Genomic DNA, 17,061 nt, shown 5'->3' with positions numbered 1-17,061 from the left:
GGGGAGCGCAGTCGCTCGTACGTGGTGGGGGTGCCCTTCTCGGTGGAGGCGTCGCCCCCTTCGTGGCGCGCGCCCCCGACGTGGCCCGCCCTCACCGCACCGCTCCCGCCATGAGGGCGTGTCCGACCTCTTCGGGTGTCGGCATCGCGGAGGAGCACTCCAGGCGGGACGCGACGATGGCGCCGGCGGCGTTCGCGTGCCGCATGATCCGCTCCAGGTCCCAGCCCGCGAGCAGGCCGTGGCACAGGGAGCCGCCGAAGGCGTCACCGGCGCCGAGGCCGTTGAGGACGGTCACCGGGAGGGGCGGGACCTCGGCCGTCGTGCCGTCGCGGTGGACGGCGAGGACACCTTTGGGGCCCTGCTTCACGACGGCGAGTTCGACACCGGCGTCGAGGAGGGCGCGGGCGGCGGCGTGCGGTTCGCGCTCACCGGTGGCGATCTCGACCTCGTCGACGTTGCCCACGGCGACGGTGGCGTGGCGCAGGGCCTCGGCGTAGAAGGCGCGGGCGGAGGCGGCCGGGTCCTGCCGGGCGGTGTCTTTCCAGGCTGTGTCTTTCCAAAACATGGGCCGCCAGTCGAGGTCGAAGACCGTCGTACCGGACTTGGCGCGGTGGGCCAGCGCCGCGAGGGTGGCCGTGCGGCTGGGCTCCTCACTCAGGCCCGTGCCCGTCATCCAGAAGACGCGGGCCTCCCGGATGGCGTCCAGGTCGAGGTCGTGCGCGTCGATCTCCAGGTCGGGGGCCTTGGGCTGCCGGTAGAAGTAGAGCGGGAAGTCGTCCGGCGGGAAGACCTCGCAGAAGGTGACCGGGGTCGGCAGACCGGGGACCGGGGTGACCCAGCGGTCGTCGACGCCGAAGTCGCGCAGCGCCTCGTGGAGGTAGGTGCCGAAGGGGTCCGCACCCGTTCGGGTGATCACCGCCGTACGACGGCCGAGCCGGGCGGCGGCCACCGCGACATTGGTCGCCGAGCCCCCGAGGAACTTCCCGAAGGACGTCACCTGCGCCAGCGGGACTCCCGTCTGCAACGGGTACAGATCCACACCGATCCGCCCCATGGTGATCAGGTCGTACGCCATCGACTTCCCTTCGCTACGGCTGTCCCCAGGTGTAGTCCCGCGCGGGGAGCCCTGTCAACGTTTTGTCCAGACATTCGGACGAGGCCTTGACACCTCTCCGGGGGTCGCCGGAAGCTGACGCCCATGACGTCGTTGTCACCACAGTCATCGCCGCAGTCGTCGCCTCCGTCCTCACTGTCCCGCATCCGGATCGGTTCGGCTCCCGACTCCTGGGGCGTCTGGTTCCCCGACGACCCCCAGCAGGTTCCCTGGCAGCGCTTCCTCGACGAGGTCTCCACGTCGGGGTACGAGTGGATCGAGCTGGGCCCGTACGGCTATCTGCCCACCGATCCGGCCGTCCTCAAGGAGGAGACCGCGCGGCGCGGGCTCACCGTCTCGGCCGGCACGGTCTTCACCGGGCTGCACCGGGGCCCGGAGGTGTGGGAGTCCACCTGGGCGCATGTCTCGGACATCGCGGCGCTCACCCAGGCGATGGGTGCCGAGCACCTCGTCGTCATCCCGGCCTTCTGGCGGGACGACAAGACGGGCGAGGTGCTGGAGGACAGCACGCTGACGCCGGCGCAGTGGCGCCATCTGACCGCCCAGACCGAGCGGCTCGCCCATGAGGTGCGCGAGCGCTACGGACTGCGGCTCGTCGTCCACCCGCACGCCGACACGCACATCGACAGCGAGGAGAACGTCACGCGTTTCCTCGACGCGACCGACTCCTCGCTCGTGTCGCTGTGCCTGGACACGGGCCACTACGCGTACTGCGGCGGCGACAGCGTCAAGCTCATCGAGACCTACGGCGAGCGCATCGGCTACCTCCACCTCAAGCAGGTGGACCCGCTGATCCTGGCCGAGGTGCGGGCGAACGAGGTGCCGTTCGGGCCCGCCGTGGCCCGTGGCGTGATGTGCGAACCGCCGTCCGGGGTACCGGCCCTTGAGCCCGTCCTCGCCGCCGCGCAGCGGCTCGACGTCGACCTGTTCGCGATCGTGGAGCAGGACATGTACCCCTGCCCACCGGACAAGCCGCTGCCGATCGCCCAGCGGACCCGGGCGTTCCTGAGGTCCTGCGGGGCCTGATCGCCGTGGCCGTGGAGGCCCGTCGGGAGCCCGGGGCTCGGCGGGCCTTCCGGCTCTCGGGCTCTCCGGCTCTCCGGCCTTCAGGCATTTAGGCATTCCCGCCTGCCTTCCGGCCTTCCGACCTCCCCCTGCCGCGTTGCACCATGGGGTTTCCCAGTGCGGACTGCGCGGGGCGGGAGGGCGGATGGCGACGGGAATCGTCTCGCGTGCGGGATACGGGCCGGGCGGCGCCTGGGAGACCGTGGTCGCGCTGCCCCATCCGCGGCTGCGGCCCGGGGTGATCAGCTACCGCGGGATCCGGCTCGCCCTCGACGGGCCGCGGCGCAGGCTGGAGGCGCCGATCGGTGCGGCGACGCTGCTGCTGGGCTTCGGCCAGCCGCTGCGCATCTCGCGCGCGGGCCGGCCTCCCGCCACCCTGGTGTCGGTGTTCTCCGGACCCACCACCACCGCGGCCGTCGGCGAGCACGACGGACGGCTCGCGGGCATCGAGGTGCTGCTCGCGCCGTGGGCGGCGTTCACGCTCTTCGGCATTCCGCAGTACGAACTCACCGACCGGCCGGTCGATCCCGACGAACTGCCGCATCTGCTGGGCGCCCGTTCCAGCCGCGACCGCTGGAGCAGCATCGGTGAACTCTCCGCCTCGCTGGCCGCGTTGCCCGGCTGGGCGGAGCGGTTCGGGCTGCTCGACGACGTGTTCGCGCGCTGGGCGGGGGCGGGGACGCCGAGTTCGGCGCGGGTGGTGCGGGCCTGGGGGCACCTCCAGCGGACCTGGGGCGCGATACCGGTGCCCCGGCTCGCCGACGAGGTCGGCTGGAGCGTACGGCAGTTGGAGAACCGCTTCCGGGAGCAGATCGGGCTCGGGCCGAAGGCGGCCGCCCGGGTGCTGCGGTTGCAGCGGGCACGGCGGCTGCTCGCGGCGGGGCGGTCGCAGGCCGAGACGGCGGCGGCCTGCGGGTACTACGACCAGGCGCACCTCAGCGGGGAGTTCCGGGCGATGACCGGGTGCACACCGCGCGAGTTCACGGCGGCGCGGGGAAATCCACCGGTATCGCCGCCCGGCCCTCCGGGCACCGACCGTATGGCGGGCGAGGCGACCAGCCTGGTGCTCTCTCCCGACCGGAATGCGATCGCCTCCGACCGGAGCGCGATCGACCGGAGTGCGATTTTTTCCAAGACCGGAAAGCGACGCTGAGGGCACGCTGTGCATTCCGGCCACGAACCCGAGGGAATGCGGGGGCTCGGGGGATACGGGGAGCCGGTGGGCCGGGCCCGGCGCAGCGGGTCCGGCCCACCTCGGGCTGCCCACGCTCCCCGCCTACACTCTCTGCCCCCGCGGCGCGCGGCCAGGGCGGTGCCACATGCCCGCCAATGCGTCACTCGTGTCACAAAAACCACCTTCCTGTCACACATGTCGCGTGTACGCGGGTCTTCGGTCACACCAGATCAACAGGGGCTGCCCTGCGGTCACGCTATGTCGTTCACGGGGCACAGGGTTTGTGATCGCCAGCGCAGCGCTCGGCTCCCCCGACGGCCGCCCCCGGCCGCCGCCGCGGTGCGCGCAGGGAGGTGCCACTCATGACCGACCATCGGCTTTGGTCGTACAAGGAGATCGCGGCGCACATCAAGGTGCAGCCGGACACCGTGCGGTCGTACCGCAAGCACGGACTGCTCCCCCCGCCCGACCATGTGGAGCGCGGAAAGCCCTACTGGTACGCGGAGACCGTCCGGGCCTGGGTCGCCTCCCGCCCGGGAAACCGCGGCCGCAGATACGACTGACCCGCACCCCTCCCCGCCGGCCCGCCCCGCTGTGCCCCGCCGCCCGACGCGAGCGGGGCACAGCCTTTATTCGTTTGCCCCCGGCCCGGACGCCTGCCGAAGATCCGGGGATGAGCTTCTCCGTGAAACCCGTCCTCACCGGTGACAGGGCCGTGCTGCGGCCGTTCACCGAGGACGATGTCCCCGTGATGGCCGAGATCCTGGACGACCCCGAGGTCATCCGGCTCACCGGCAGCCCCACCGAGGAATTCGGCCTGGACCGGCTGCGCTCCTGGTACGGCACGCGCAACGACCAGGACGACCGGCTCGACCTGGGGGTGGTGGACCGGGCCACCGGTGAACTCGTCGGCGAGGTCGTCCTGAACGAGTGGGACCGGCACAACCACAACTGCTCGTTCCGCGTTCTGATCGGCCCCCGCGGCCGGGACCGCGGCCTCGGTACCGAGGCGACCCGGCTGATCGTCGGGCACGCCTTCGAGCAACTGGGCCTGCATCGCGTCTCGTTGTACGTCTTCGCCTTCAACCCCCGGGCCCGCCGCGCCTACGAGAAGGCCGGATTCGTGGCCGAGGGTGTCGAGCGGCAGACCCTGTTGCACGAGGGCGAGTGGATCGACGCCGTACGGATGTCGGTCCTCGCCCATGAGTGGGCCGCCCACCGCGGGCACCCCGAGGCCGTCAGCTCCACGGCTCGATGACCGTCACCCCCGACCCCGGTGCCGTCCCCATCGCCGCCAGCGCGGACGGCACCGCGTCCAGCGGGATCATGGACGTGACCAGGAGGTCGGGCCGGAGTGCGCCCGCGCGGACCAGTTCCAGCATCCCCGGGTAGGCGTGCGCCGCCATTCCGTGGCTGCCGATCAGTTCGAGTTCGAGGCCGATCACACGGGACATCGGGACCGGGGTGGAACCCGTCGGCGAGGGCAGCAGGCCGACCTGGACATGGCGGCCCCGGCGGCGCAGGCCGTTCACCGAGGCCGCGCAGGTGACGGGGGAACCGAGGGCGTCCAGCGACAAGTGCGCCCCTCCGCCCGTCAGTTCGCGTACCACCTCCCCGGTGTCCTCGGCCCGGGACGCGTCCACGCACTCCGCCGCCCCGAACTTCCGTGCCAGCTCCAGCGCCTGCGGTGATACGTCGACGGCCACGACCCGCGCTCCCGAGGCCGCCGCGATCATCACCGCCGACAGGCCCACGCCGCCGCAGCCGTGCACCGCGACCCACTCCCCCGCGGCCACCCGCCCCTGCGCGACCACCGCGCGGAACGCCGTGGCGAAGCGGCAGCCCAGCGAGGCCGCCGTCGCGAAGGACAGCTCGTCCGGCACCGCGATCAGGTTCACATCGGCGTGGTCGAGTGCCACGTACTGCGCGAAGGATCCCCAGTGGGTGAACCCCGGCTGGGTCTGCCGTTCGCACACCTGCTGGTCGCCGGCCGCGCACGAGGGACAGCTTCCGCAGGCGCAGACGAACGGGACGGTGACCCGGTCGCCGGGGTGCCATCCGGTCACCCGGGCGCCCACCGCCTCGACGGTCCCGGCGAGTTCGTGCCCGGGTACGTGCGGCAGCGTGATGTCCGGGTCGTGCCCCATCCAGCCGTGCCAGTCGCTCCGGCACAGCCCGGTGGCCTCGACCCGCACCACGACTCCGTGCTCCGCGGGCGTCGGGTCCGCCACCTCACGTACCTCGGCCGGCTCCTCGTACCGCTCGAAGACCACTGCCCGCATCCGTCTCGCCCTCCACCCGGAGATCATCGCCTTCCGGAGTGAACGCTAGCCCCGCGCCTCTGCCTTGTCCCGGCCCCGATCACCCTTCTCCTTGCCCCGATCGCCTTCCTCCTTGTCCCGAGCACCCCGCTCGCCTGCTTCTTCCGGGTCCGAGGCGGTACCTTCCGGGACGGCAGCCGCCGGCCCCTCCCCCTCGCTGAGCCCGAACCGGTCGTGGAATCGGCGCAGCGGTCCCGGTGCCCACCAAGTGGCGCGGCCCGTGAGGCGCATGACCGCCGGGACCAGCAGGCTGCGGACGACCATCGCGTCCATCAGCACGGCGAGCGCGATGCCCAGGCCGAGCATCTTCGTGTTGGTCACGCGCGAGGTGCCGATGGCGACCATGACCACCGCGAGGATGACCGCGGCCGCGGTGATCAGCCCGCCGGTGCGCTGGAGGCCGAAGCGGACCGCCTCCCGGTGGTCGCCGGTGTGGTCGTACTCCTCCTTTATCCGGGAGAGGAGGAAGACGCCGTAGTCCATGGAGAGGCCGAACGCGACGCAGAACATCAGGACCGGGAGGGTCGTCTCGATCGAGCCCGGGCTGGTGAAGCTGAGCAGGCCGGAGAGATGGCCGTCCTGGAAGACCCAGACCACCGCGCCGAACATCGCCGTCAGGCTGAGCGCGTTGAGCAGGACCGCCTGGATCGGGATCAGCACGCTGCCGGTCAGCAGGAACACCAGCAGCAGAGTGACGATCGCGATGAAGGCCGCAGCCCAGGGGAGCCGGTCGGCTATCGCGTGCTTGGAGTCGACGAGGACGGCTGCCGTGCCGGTCACCGACGTGTCGAACGGGGCGTCCGTCGCGCGGAGTTCGCCCACCAGGTGCTGGGCCCGTTCGTCGACGGCCTCGCCCTTCGGCAGGACCGTGAAGTACGCCGAGTCGCCCTTCACCAGCGGCCCGTCCACCCGCAGCACCTCGGGCAGTGCGGCGATCCGGTCCTTGTACCGCGCGTACTGGGTCGCGGTCGCCCGCCCCTCGGCGAGCACCTCCAGGCCGCCGCCGGGGCTGCCCGGGAAGCCGTCCCGTATGTGCTGCTGCACCACATGGGACTCGGCGCCGGAGGGCAGCTGACGGTCGTCCGCGGTGCCGAACTTGACGCCGAGGAAGGGCAGTCCGAGGACGATCAGGCCGACCGTGGTGGCCACCGCGAAGATCGGTGCCCTGCGCATGACGAGGTCGGCCATGCGTCCCCAGAGGCCGCCTTCACCGACCGCCCCCGCCTCTCCGTCACCGGTTGTGCGCGGCTTGCCGCGCCTGAACAGGCGCCGCAGGTCGAGGGAGTTCACCCGGTTCCCGAGCAGCACCAGTGCCGCCGGGAGCAGGATCAGCGCGGCGGCCGCGGCCAGCAGCACCACGGCGATGCCCGCGTACGCGAAGGAGCGCAGGAAGTACTGCGGGAAGAGCAGCATCGCGGCCAGTGACACGGCGACCGTGAGGGAGGAGAAGAGGACCGTGCGCCCGGCGGTGCGCAGGGTGGTGCCGACGGCGGTCAACGGCTCGGCGCCCGTGGCGAGTTCCTCGCGGAACCTGCGGACGATGAACAGGGCGTAGTCGATGGCGAGGCCGAGCCCCAGGGCCGTGGTGAGGTTCATCGCGAAGACCGAGACGTCGGTGAACTCGGTGAGGCCGCGCAGCACCGCGTTCGTGCCCAGGATCGCGATGATGCCCACCCCGAGCGGCAGCAGGGCCGCGACCGCGCTGCCGAAGACCATCACCAGCAGGACGAGGGTCACCGGCAGGGCGATCAGCTCGGCGCGGGTCAGGTCCTCGCGGATGGTGTTCTGCATTTCGTGCCGCACGGCGACGGGGCCGCCGACCTTGACCTGGACCGATCCGTGCTTGCCCCGGTAGGAGGGCGCGAGGCGGTCCAGGGTGTCACTGGCGGTCTTCTCGTCGCCCGTGATCCGCGCGGCGATCAGCGCCTCGTGCCCGTCCTTCGCCTTCAGTGCCGGTGAGCCGGACTGCCAGTACGAACCGACGCCGGTGACGCCCCGCTCGGTGGCGAGCCGCGCCGTGAGCCGATTCGCCTCGGCGGCGACCGACGGATCGTCGGCCGAGGCGCTCCCGGAGTCGAGGAGGAGCAGCAGATTGGGCTGCGAGGCGGGGAACTCCCGCTCCAGGGCCTTGGTCGCGTAGGTGGACTCGGCGTCCGGGGCCTCCCAGCCGCCGCTGCCCAGCCGGTCGGCGACCCCGCTGCCGGCGACCACGGCGAGCGCGGTGAGCAGCAGCGCGACGAGCAGGGAAAGCCGTGGCCTCGCGGTGACGAAACGGGTCCAGCCGCCCACGCTCGAACGGCTCACCGGCGGTTCATCCACCTGCGGCCCGGCGCCCGAACCGCTCGCGCGACCCTCGCCCCCACCCCGGCGCCCGCCCCGGCCAGGGCTGTCGCCCGCGCTGCTGTCTTCGGTCATCGTGCGGTGTCCCCTTCACCGTGACCCTGCGTCCCGTCCGTCCGTTCAGGCAGCATGGGTCGACTATTGCCATAGAATTGGCAAACACGAGAGATCGCTCGCGTTTCACCAGAATGCGAGCGAGCACTCGCGTTTGTCAATCTCGTTCGGAAAGCTGGGGACAACTCGTGCCGGAGACGCCCGAGAAGCAGCAGACCGCCGACGAACGGCCCGTCCGCCGGCAGGCCCGCGGCGAGCGCCGTATCGCCCAGCTGCTGGAGGCCGCCGCCGCCGTCTTCTGCGCGACCGGCTACACCTCCGCGAGCACCAACGCCATCGCCCGCGAGGCAGGCGTCTCGCCGGGCACGCTGTACCAGTTCTTCCCGAACAAGGAGGCCATCGCGATCGAGCTGGGCGACCGGCTCATGCACGAGATGCGCGCGACGTACGGCGAGGCACTCGCGCCGGTCGACCCCGCGACTCCGCTGGAGGAGGCGGTCGGCGCCGCCGTCGACCGCTTCGTCGCCTTCAACTGCGACCACCCCGTGTTCTTCGCGCTGATGCACGGTCCGGACATCCCGGGCCGGATCACCGAGGAGCACGACGCCCTGCACGCGACCCTGGTCGCCCGGATCGAGGTGCTGCTCTCCTCGTTCCTGCCCGACGCGCCGGCCGCCGACATCAGCCGCACCGCGCATGTCTGCCTGGGCATGTACAAGGCGGGCCTGGAGCTGGTCCTCGCCCATGAAGGAGCCGAGCGCGAGGCGTACGTCCGGGAGTTGAAGAACGTGCTGTTCCGCTACCTGGAGCCGCTGGTCAACGGCCGGACGGTCACCCCGGCGGACGTGACCACACCTCCGGCCCCCACGGACGTCACCAGGACTCCGAGTTCCTGACCGGCGTGATCAGAATGGGTGCCCCGGACTGCGACATAGGGGGTATCCCCCATAAGGTTCGGACAAATTGACCTGTCCGAACCCGAGGGACGAGCCGTGACCCAGAATCAGCCGCCCGGTGCACCCCGGGCCCGCATTCCCGGACCCCAGCAGCCCCCGCAGCCGTACCCCCAGATCCGCGCCGGACTGTGGAAGCGTTGCCTGGGCATCGGGCTCGCGCTCTGGGCACTGACCGCGCTCGTCACGTACGCGACGAAGAACACCACGCTGCTGCCGACCCTGATCCTGCTCGGCAGCTTCCTGGTCCCGATCGTCTTCGCGCTCTGGGCGTACGAGCGGCACGGCCGCGATCTGGGAGTGAACCTGATCCTCGGCTGCTTCCTGACCGGCGGCACGCTCGGTGTGCTCGGCGCGTCGGTGATGGAGTACTACCTGCTCCACCCCTCGCTGGGGATGTACGTCGGCGTCGGGCTGATCGAGGAGGCGGTGAAGCTCGCCGCGCTGATGTTCGTGCTGCGCCGGCAGCCCCGTATCCGCGGGCTGCGGGCCGGTCTGATGCTCGGCGCGACCGTCGGGTTCGGCTTCGCGGCCCTGGAGAGCGCGGGGTACGCGCTCAACGCCGCCGTCTCCCTCAAGGGGGTCGACCTGCGCGCGCTCCTGGAGACCGAGATCCTGCGCGGGGTGCTCGCCCCGTTCGGGCACGGCCTGTGGACCGCGATCGCGGGTGCGGTGCTGCTGGCGTACCGCCGCCCGAACGGGCGCTTCGAGTTCCCCTCTCCGGTGCTCGGCACCTACCTCGGCGCCTCCCTGCTGCACGCCTTCTGGGACTCGACGCACGGCATCGCGCTCTGGCTGGTGGCGCGGCTGACCAGTACGGGGCTCGACAGGAAGCTCTTCGGGCAGGGCTACATGCCGCGGCCCACCGACGAGCAGGAACATCTCTTCACGCTGTTCTCGGTCGGCGGCCTGGTCCTCGTCTCGCTCGCCGGGATCGCTTGGGTGCGCTCGCTGGCGCGCCGTGACCCTACTTGGAGAAATACCCCCTAGGGGTATAGCCTGGGTCTCCCAAGCCCCACACGCCTCGATGAGGAGTACGCCATGAGCGCGCAGACCGACACCCCGGGTTCCGTCACGACCGTCTACCAGGTCAGCGGGATGAGCTGCGGGCACTGTGAAGGCTCCGTCTCCGGCGAGATCTCCGGCATCGCCGGCGTCACCTCGGTGAAGGCCGTAGCCTCCACCGGCGAGGTCACCGTCGTCTCCGCCGCGCCGCTCGACGAGGACGCCGTGCGCGCCGCGGTCGACGAGGCGGGCTTCGAACTCGTCGACAAGGCCTGAGCGGTCAGCTCCTCAGCAGCACCTCCTCCGCACCGGGCCGTGCCGACCAGCTGATACTGGCTCCGCATGGCCCGGTCCTCTCCCTGGAGTACGGACGTGACCAGCACCCTCGCTGACACCCCCATAGGCACGACCTCGGAAGTCGAACTCACGATCGGCGGAATGACCTGCGCCTCCTGCGCGGCCCGCGTCGAGAAGAAGCTCAACCGCATGGACGGCGTCACCGCCACGGTCAACTACGCGACGGAGAAGGCGAAGGTCTCCTACCCCGTGGGGGTACAGGTCGCCGATCTGATCGCCACCGTGGTGAAGACGGGATACACGGCCGAGGAGCCCCCGCCGCCCGAGCCGGTCGAGGACGCGGCCGAGGAGTGCGACCCCGAACTCGCCGCCCTGCGCGTACGCCTCACCGTCTCCGCCCTCCTCGCCCTCCCCGTCGTCCTGCTGTCGATGGTCCCGGCCCTCCAGTTCGACAACTGGCAGTGGCTCTCACTGACGCTCGCCGCGCCCGTCGTCGTCTGGGGCGGACTGCCCTTCCACCGGGCGGCGTTCACCAACGCGCGGCACGGCGCGGCCACCATGGACACGCTGGTCTCGGTCGGCACGCTCGCCGCGTTCGGCTGGTCCCTGTGGGCGCTGTTCTTCGGGGACGCCGGGATGCCGGGCATGCGGCACGGCTTCGACCTCACCGTCTCGCGTACGGACGGTTCCTCGGCGCTCTATCTCGAAGTCGCCGCCGGTGTCGTCGCGTTCATCCTGCTCGGCCGCTACCTGGAGGCCCGCTCCAAGCGGCGCGCGGGGGCGGCGCTGCGGGCGCTGATGGAGCTGGGCGCGAAGGACGTGGCCGTGCTGCGCGACGGCCGTGAGGTCCGTGTCCCCGTCTCGCAGCTCGCGGCCGGCGACCGTTTCGTCGTACGGCCCGGCGAGAAGATCGCCACCGACGGGACGGTGGTGGAGGGGTACTCCGCCGTCGACGCCTCCATGCTGACGGGCGAGTCGGTGCCGGTGGACGTGACCGTCGGCGACGCGGTGACCGGCGCGACCGTGAACGCCGGGGGCCGGCTCGTCGTCGAGGCCGGCCGGGTCGGCGCCGACACCCAGCTCGCGCGGATGGCGCGGCTCGTCGAGGACGCGCAGAACGGCAAGGCGGAGGTGCAGCGGCTCGCCGACCGGATCTCCGGGATCTTCGTGCCGGTGGTGCTGCTGATCGCGCTCGGCACGTTCGGGGTCTGGCTCGCGGTCACGGGCGACACGGTCGCCGCGTTCACCGCGGCCGTCGCGGTACTGATCATCGCCTGCCCGTGCGCGCTGGGCCTGGCCACACCGACCGCCCTGATGGTCGGCACGGGACGCGGCGCCCAGCTCGGCATCCTCATCAAGGGACCCGAGGTCCTGGAGTCCACGCGCCGCGTCGACACCGTCGTCCTGGACAAGACCGGGACGGTGACGACGGGACGAATGAAACTTCAAGAGGTGTACGTCGTCGACGGCGCCGCCGAGAAGGACGTCCTGCGGCTCGCCGGCGCCCTGGAACACGCCTCCGAGCATCCCATTGCCCAGGCCGTCGCGGCGGGCGCTCAGGAGCGCGCTGGGGCGTTTCCGGTGGTGGAGGACTTCGCGAACGTGCCGGGGCGCGGCGTGCGCGGGCGCGTGGACGGCTCTGACGTCACGGTGGGCCGGTTCCTGGAGGTGCTCCCGGAGGAGCTGGCCCGCGCCAAGGCCGCGGCCGAGGCGGAGGGACGTACGGCCGTCGTGGTCGCCCGGGACGGCGTGGCACTCGGCGTCCTGACCGTCGCCGACGCGATCAAGGAGACGAGCGCGGAGGCCGTGCGCGCGCTGCGCGCCCTGGGGCTCACGCCGGTTCTGCTCACCGGCGACAACCGGGCGGTCGCGCAGGCCGTGGCGCGCGCCGTCGGCATCGACGCCGGGGAGGTGATCGCGGAGGTGCTGCCCGAGGACAAGGTCGACGTGATCAAGCGGCTGCGGAGCGAGGGCCGCACCGTCGCCATGGTCGGCGACGGGGTCAACGACGCGGCGGCGCTGGCCACCGCCGACCTGGGCCTGGCCATGGGTACGGGCACGGACGCGGCGATCGAGGCGAGCGATCTGACGCTGGTGCGCGGGGATCTGCGGGTGGCGGCGGACGCGATCCGGCTGTCGCGGCGGACCCTCTCCACGATCAAGGGAAACCTGGTCTGGGCCTTCGGCTACAACGTGGCGGCACTGCCGCTGGCCGCGGCCGGTCTGCTGAACCCGATGATCGCGGGGGCCGCGATGGCCTTCTCGTCGGTGTTCGTGGTGACGAACAGCCTTCGGCTCAGGACATTCTCATGACGTCGGGGTAAGAGTCCCCCTAGAGTCCAACGACAGCCTCACATAAGCTCTTCACAAGGCTCGCGCATCTTCCTTACGCTTGGGCCCCGATTGTCGTATCGGGGCTCTTGCGTATCTTCAGGACATTTGCAAGAGACGCAGATCACAGTGATGTGAACGTAACCACCGAAGGGGTTCGTGAGTCTAAGTTGGCGGTGTCAGAAGCGTCTTGGGGGGCGTGACTGACATCTGGGGATGTCTTGGGGGACGTTCCCGGAAATTGCGTTGCCGGGGCACGTACACCGGGGAGCTTTGAGCGGCCCTCCCGTCGTGCGCGTCCCGGCAGACCGCACCGCAGGACAGCGAGTTTTGCTCGTTTGGCTCGCAGCACGTCGCAGCGATTCAGGCGCTGCCCACCGACGCCCGGCCGGATCCCGTGGGGGGAATCCGCACCGGGACAAGGAAAGCGCCCTGACTGCCAGCCCGTGGGGGGACTGGTAGCAGGGCGCTTTCCGTTTTTCTGCTTCTGTACGGGGCTCAGCGAGCCCCGCGTACGAGGCTCAGCGACCCTCGACCGGGACGAAGTCGCGCAGGACCTCGCCGGTGTAGATCTGGCGCGGGCGGCCGATGCGGGAACCCGGCTCCTTGATCATCTCGTGCCACTGGGCGATCCAGCCCGGAAGGCGGCCGAGGGCGAAGAGGACCGTGAACATCTCGGTCGGGAAGCCCATGGCGCGGTAGATCAGGCCGGTGTAGAAGTCCACGTTCGGGTAGAGGTTGCGCGAGACGAAGTAGTCGTCGGAGAGCGCGTGCTCCTCCAGCTTGAGCGCGATGTCCAGCAGCTCGTCGGACTTGCCGAGGGCCGAGAGGACGTCGTGCGCGGCGGCCTTGATGATCTTGGCGCGCGGGTCGAAGGACTTGTACACCCGGTGGCCGAAGCCCATCAGGCGGACGCCGTCCTCCTTGTTCTTCACCTTGCGGATGAAGGAGTCGACGTCGCCGCCGTTGGCCTGGATGCCCTCGAGCATCTCCAGGACGGACTGGTTGGCGCCACCGTGCAGCGGGCCCCACAGGGCGGAGATGCCGGCGGAGATCGAGGCGAACATGTTCGCCTGCGAGGAGCCGACCAGACGCACGGTGGAGGTCGAACAGTTCTGCTCGTGGTCCGCGTGCAGGATCAGCAGCTTCTCGAGCGCGGCGACGACGACCGGGTCGAGGTCGTACTCCTGAGCGGGGACCGAGAAGGTCATGCGCAGGAAGTTCTCGACGTACCCGAGGTCGTTGCGCGGGTAGACGAAGGGGTGACCGATCGACTTCTTGTAGGCGTACGCCGCGATCGTCGGAAGCTTGGCGAGAAGGCGGATCGTCGAGAGGTGACGCTGCTTCTCGTCGAACGGGTTGTGGCTGTCCTGGTAGAACGTCGACAGGGCACTGACCACCGACGACAGCATCGCCATCGGGTGGGCGTCGCGCGGGAAGCCCTGGAAGAAGCGCTTGACGTCCTCGTGCAGCAGGGTGTGCTGCGTGATCTCGTTCCTGAAGGTGGACAGCTCGTCCACGTTCGGCAGCTCGCCGTTGATCAGCAGAGAGGCCACCTCAAGGAAGGTGGAGCGCTCGGCCAGCTGCTCGATCGGGTAGCCGCGGTACCGGAGGATGCCCTGCTCACCGTCGAGGTAGGTGATCGCGGATTTATAGGCGGCGGTGTTGCCGTACCCGCTGTCCAGAGTCACCAGCCCGGTCTGGGCGCGGAGCTTCCCGATGTCGAAGCCCTTGTCGCCGACGGTGCTGTCGATCACCGGGTAGGTGTACTCGCCGTCGCCGAACCGCAGTACTACAGAGTTGTCGCTCACGTCATCCCTCACCGACGTTGTGCCTCTTCTTCGAGGTGCCCTGACTGTCTCTACCATCCCCCATTTGGCCCTGGAGAGTGCACTCGGGGTCGACCATTGGGCCTATTGGCGGCACTCAGTGCCGCCAACCTGCTCATCCTGCCCCGTTCGTCCCGCATCTGGAAGTGCTCTGTGACCTTCGTGACTCATTTGATCGATCATTTTTTGTGATGCATCGCCGATGCGTCAGTTCACGAGCCCGCGAGGCGGAAGTCGAGTGCCGTGCAGCGCCGTCCGGCCGACACCGTGCGCACCGCCTGACCTATCGCCTTGCGTGAACCCACGAGCACGACCAGCTTCTTGGCGCGGGTCACCGCCGTGTACAGCAGGTTCCGCTGAAGCATCATCCAGGCTCCGGTGGTGACCGGGATCACCACGGCCGGGTATTCGCTGCCCTGGGAGCGGTGGATGGTCACGGCGTACGCGTGGGCCAGTTCGTCCAGTTCGTCGAATTCGTACGGAACCTCCTCGTCCTCGTCCGTCAGCACCGTCAGGCGCTGTTCGACCGGATCGAGCGAGGTGACAACGCCCACGGTGCCGTTGAAAACGCCGTTCTTGCCCTTCTCGTAATTGTTGCGAATCTGGGTGACCTTGTCGCCGACACGGAAGACGCGGCCGCCGAAGCGCTTCTCGGCGAGGTCCGGGCGGCCGGGCGTGATCGCCTGCTGGAGCAGGCCGTTGAGGTTGCCCGCGCCGGCGGGGCCCCGGTGCATGGGCGCGAGTACCTGTACGTCCCGGCGCGGGTCGAGCCCGAACTTGGCCGGAATCCGACGGGCAGCCACATCCACCGTGAGCCGTCCCGCCTCCTCGGTGTCGTCCTCGACGAAAAGGAAGAAGTCCTTCATGCCGTCGGTGACGGGGTGCTGCCCGGAGTTGATCCGGTGCGCGTTCGTCACCACCCCGGACTGCTGGGCCTGGCGGAAGACCTGGGTCAGACGGACGGAGGGGATGGGGCCGCCGTCCGCGAGCAGGTCCCGGAGCACCTCGCCGGCGCCCACGCTGGGGAGTTGGTCGACGTCTCCCACGAACAGCAGATGGGCGCCCGGAGCCACCGCCTTGACCAGCTTGTTGGCGAGCAGGAGGTCGAGCATGGAGGCCTCGTCCACGACCACCAGGTCGGCGTCCAGCGGCCGGTCCCTGTCGTACGCCGCGTCGCCGCCCGGCTTGAGCTCCAGGAGCCGGTGCACGGTGGAGGCCTCGGCGCCGGTCAGCTCGGCGAGGCGCTTGGCGGCGCGGCCCGTGGGGGCGGCCAGGACGACCTTCGCCCGCTTCGCGCGCGCCAGCTCGACGATCGAACGGACCGTGAACGACTTGCCGCAGCCGGGACCTCCGGTGAGGACGGCGACCTTCTTGGTGAGCGCGAGCCGGACGGCCTCCTCCTGCCCGGGCGCCAACTCCGCGCCCGTACGCCCCTTCAGCCAGGTCAGCGCCTTGTCCCAGGCCACGTCGTGGAAGCCGGGCATCCGGTCCTGGTCGGTGCGCAGGAGGCGCAGGAGCTGGGCGGAGAGGGAGAGTTCGGCGCGGTGGAAGGGGACCAGGTAGACGGCGGTCACCGGGTCGCCGCCGTCGGCGCTCGGCACCTTCTCGCGTACGACACCGGGGTCCTCGCCGTCCTCCCCCGGCGCCGCCAGCTCGGCGAGGCACTCGATGACCAGGCCCGTGTCCACCTGGAGCAGCTTGACCGCGTCGGCGATCAGCCGCTCCTCGGGGAGGTAGCAGTGACCCTGGTCGGTGGACTGCGAAAGGGCGTACTGAAGTCCTGCCTTCACGCGCTCCGGGCTGTCGTGCGGGATGCCGACGGACTGGGCGATCTTGTCGGCGGTGAGGAAGCCGATGCCCCAGACGTCGGCCGCGAGGCGGTAGGGCTGGTTCTTGACGACGGAGATCGACGCGTCGCCGTACTTCTTGTAGATGCGGACCGCGATGGAGGTGGACACCTCGACGGTCTGGAGGAAGAGCATGACCTCCTTGATCGCCTTCTGCTCCTCCCAGGCGTCGGCGATCTTCTTGGTGCGCTTGGGACCGAGGCCCGGCACCTCGATGAGCCGCTTCGGCTCCTCCTCGATGATCTGGAGGGTGTCGATGCCGAAGTGCTGGGTGATGCGGTCGGCGAAGACCGGGCCGATGCCCTTGACCAGGCCGGAGCCGAGATAGCGGCGGATGCCCTGGACGGTGGCGGGGAGCACCGTCGTGTAGTTCTCCACCGTGAACTGCTTGCCGTACTGCGGGTGGGAGCCCCAGCGGCCCTCCATGCGGAGCGACTCGCCGACCTGGGCGCCGAGGAGTGAGCCCACGACGGTGAGCAGGTCGGCGGCGCCTCTGCCGGTGTCTACCCGGGCGACCGTGTACCCGTTCTCCTCGTTGGCGTACGTGATGCGCTCCAGTACGCCCTCGACCACCGCCAGCTGTACCGGTCGGCTCCCCGCCTGATTGGACATGATCCGACGCTACCGCCCGCCTCCGACAACGCGCGGACGCTGTGGACAACTTCATCACGATCCGGTGTCGAGGGCTTGTTAACGGCCGTGTAATCGATTCCAATCCTCCATGTAATCGA

General features: G+C 70.3%; 13 protein-coding genes. 8 read left to right on the top strand and 5 right to left on the bottom strand.

What is annotated here, in order from left to right; genetic code table 11:
- Positions 1–91: 91 nt before the first annotated feature.
- Entirely contained in the window at positions 92–1,075 is a 984-nt protein-coding gene (iolC, locus tag OIC96_RS30875; protein WP_330304717.1) for a 5-dehydro-2-deoxygluconokinase, read from the bottom strand.
- A 123-nt stretch (positions 1,076–1,198) separates the two neighbouring features.
- On the opposite strand from iolC, the gene OIC96_RS30870 reads away from it, so the two are divergent.
- The 4 genes from OIC96_RS30870 (at position 1,199) to OIC96_RS30855 (ending at position 4,611) form a co-directional block, all read left to right on the top strand.
- On the top strand, positions 1,199–2,140 hold the full coding sequence (locus OIC96_RS30870) for a sugar phosphate isomerase/epimerase family protein (RefSeq protein WP_330304718.1): 942 nt from the start codon (positions 1,199–1,201) through the stop codon (positions 2,138–2,140).
- 184 nt (positions 2,141–2,324) lie between these two features.
- Positions 2,325–3,332, top strand: coding sequence for an AraC family transcriptional regulator (locus tag OIC96_RS30865; RefSeq protein WP_330304719.1), 1,008 nt, complete (start codon positions 2,325–2,327; stop codon positions 3,330–3,332).
- A gap of 383 nt (positions 3,333–3,715) precedes the next feature.
- The gene (locus OIC96_RS30860) at positions 3,716–3,916 is read left to right on the top strand and encodes a helix-turn-helix transcriptional regulator (RefSeq protein ID WP_330304720.1); all 201 of its coding nucleotides are present in this window, start codon (positions 3,716–3,718) and stop codon (positions 3,914–3,916) included.
- A gap of 110 nt (positions 3,917–4,026) precedes the next feature.
- A complete protein-coding gene (locus tag OIC96_RS30855) occupies positions 4,027–4,611 on the top strand; it encodes a GNAT family N-acetyltransferase (protein WP_327428857.1) in 585 nt (194 codons plus the stop codon).
- On the opposite strand, the gene OIC96_RS30850 is transcribed toward OIC96_RS30855, so the two are convergent.
- The gene (locus OIC96_RS30850; protein ID WP_330304721.1) at positions 4,592–5,635 is read right to left on the bottom strand and encodes a zinc-dependent alcohol dehydrogenase family protein; all 1,044 of its coding nucleotides are present in this window, start codon (positions 5,633–5,635) and stop codon (positions 4,592–4,594) included. The genes OIC96_RS30855 and OIC96_RS30850 overlap by 20 nt on opposite strands.
- Positions 5,636–5,680: 45 nt before the next feature.
- A complete protein-coding gene (locus OIC96_RS30845; RefSeq protein WP_330304722.1) occupies positions 5,681–8,089 on the bottom strand; it encodes an MMPL family transporter in 2,409 nt (802 codons plus the stop codon).
- Positions 8,090–8,256: 167 nt separating this feature from the next.
- Between OIC96_RS30845 and OIC96_RS30840 the strand changes: the two genes are divergently transcribed.
- The 4 genes from OIC96_RS30840 to OIC96_RS30825 all read left to right on the top strand — a co-directional run bounded on the left by OIC96_RS30840 (position 8,257) and on the right by OIC96_RS30825 (position 12,636).
- Complete coding sequence (locus tag OIC96_RS30840; RefSeq protein ID WP_330304723.1) at positions 8,257–8,964, top strand: TetR family transcriptional regulator; 708 nt, start codon at positions 8,257–8,259, stop codon at positions 8,962–8,964.
- Between the two features lie 96 nt (positions 8,965–9,060).
- On the top strand, positions 9,061–10,011 hold the full coding sequence (locus tag OIC96_RS30835) for a PrsW family intramembrane metalloprotease (RefSeq protein ID WP_330304724.1): 951 nt from the start codon (positions 9,061–9,063) through the stop codon (positions 10,009–10,011).
- 51 nt (positions 10,012–10,062) lie between these two features.
- The gene (locus OIC96_RS30830) at positions 10,063–10,302 is read left to right on the top strand and encodes a heavy-metal-associated domain-containing protein (RefSeq protein WP_330304725.1); all 240 of its coding nucleotides are present in this window, start codon (positions 10,063–10,065) and stop codon (positions 10,300–10,302) included.
- A gap of 66 nt (positions 10,303–10,368) precedes the next feature.
- Positions 10,369–12,636 (top strand): heavy metal translocating P-type ATPase, encoded by a 2,268-nt coding sequence (locus OIC96_RS30825; RefSeq protein ID WP_406501660.1) that lies wholly within the window; start codon positions 10,369–10,371, stop codon positions 12,634–12,636.
- Positions 12,637–13,175: 539 nt separating this feature from the next.
- On the opposite strand, the gene OIC96_RS30820 is transcribed toward OIC96_RS30825, so the two are convergent.
- Both OIC96_RS30820 and recD2 read right to left on the bottom strand, forming a co-directional pair.
- Positions 13,176–14,465, bottom strand: a complete 1,290-nt coding sequence (locus OIC96_RS30820) for a citrate synthase (RefSeq protein ID WP_330304727.1) — start codon at positions 14,463–14,465, stop codon at positions 13,176–13,178.
- A gap of 230 nt (positions 14,466–14,695) precedes the next feature.
- On the bottom strand, positions 14,696–16,942 hold the full coding sequence (recD2, locus tag OIC96_RS30815; protein ID WP_330304728.1) for an SF1B family DNA helicase RecD2: 2,247 nt from the start codon (positions 16,940–16,942) through the stop codon (positions 14,696–14,698).
- Positions 16,943–17,061 lie beyond the last annotated feature (119 nt).

The organism is Streptomyces sp. NBC_00775 (assembly GCF_036347135.1).
GTDB lineage: Bacteria > Actinomycetota > Actinomycetes > Streptomycetales > Streptomycetaceae > Streptomyces > Streptomyces lutosisoli.
Note: the sequence above shows the minus strand (reverse complement) of the source record. Positions and strands in the feature narration are given on the sequence as shown.

Coding starts and splice junctions, on each gene's coding strand:
- iolC (WP_330304717.1), bottom strand. CDS start 1,075: ATGGCGTACGACCTGATCACCATGGGGCGGATCGGTGTGGATCTGTAC.
- OIC96_RS30870 (WP_330304718.1), top strand. CDS start 1,199: ATGACGTCGTTGTCACCACAGTCATCGCCGCAGTCGTCGCCTCCGTCC.
- OIC96_RS30865 (WP_330304719.1), top strand. CDS start 2,325: ATGGCGACGGGAATCGTCTCGCGTGCGGGATACGGGCCGGGCGGCGCC.
- OIC96_RS30860 (WP_330304720.1), top strand. CDS start 3,716: ATGACCGACCATCGGCTTTGGTCGTACAAGGAGATCGCGGCGCACATC.
- OIC96_RS30855 (WP_327428857.1), top strand. CDS start 4,027: ATGAGCTTCTCCGTGAAACCCGTCCTCACCGGTGACAGGGCCGTGCTG.
- OIC96_RS30850 (WP_330304721.1), bottom strand. CDS start 5,635: ATGCGGGCAGTGGTCTTCGAGCGGTACGAGGAGCCGGCCGAGGTACGT.
- OIC96_RS30845 (WP_330304722.1), bottom strand. CDS start 8,089: ATGACCGAAGACAGCAGCGCGGGCGACAGCCCTGGCCGGGGCGGGCGC.
- OIC96_RS30830 (WP_330304725.1), top strand. CDS start 10,063: ATGAGCGCGCAGACCGACACCCCGGGTTCCGTCACGACCGTCTACCAG.
- OIC96_RS30825 (WP_406501660.1), top strand. CDS start 10,369: ATGGCCCGGTCCTCTCCCTGGAGTACGGACGTGACCAGCACCCTCGCT.
- recD2 (WP_330304728.1), bottom strand. CDS start 16,942: ATGTCCAATCAGGCGGGGAGCCGACCGGTACAGCTGGCGGTGGTCGAG.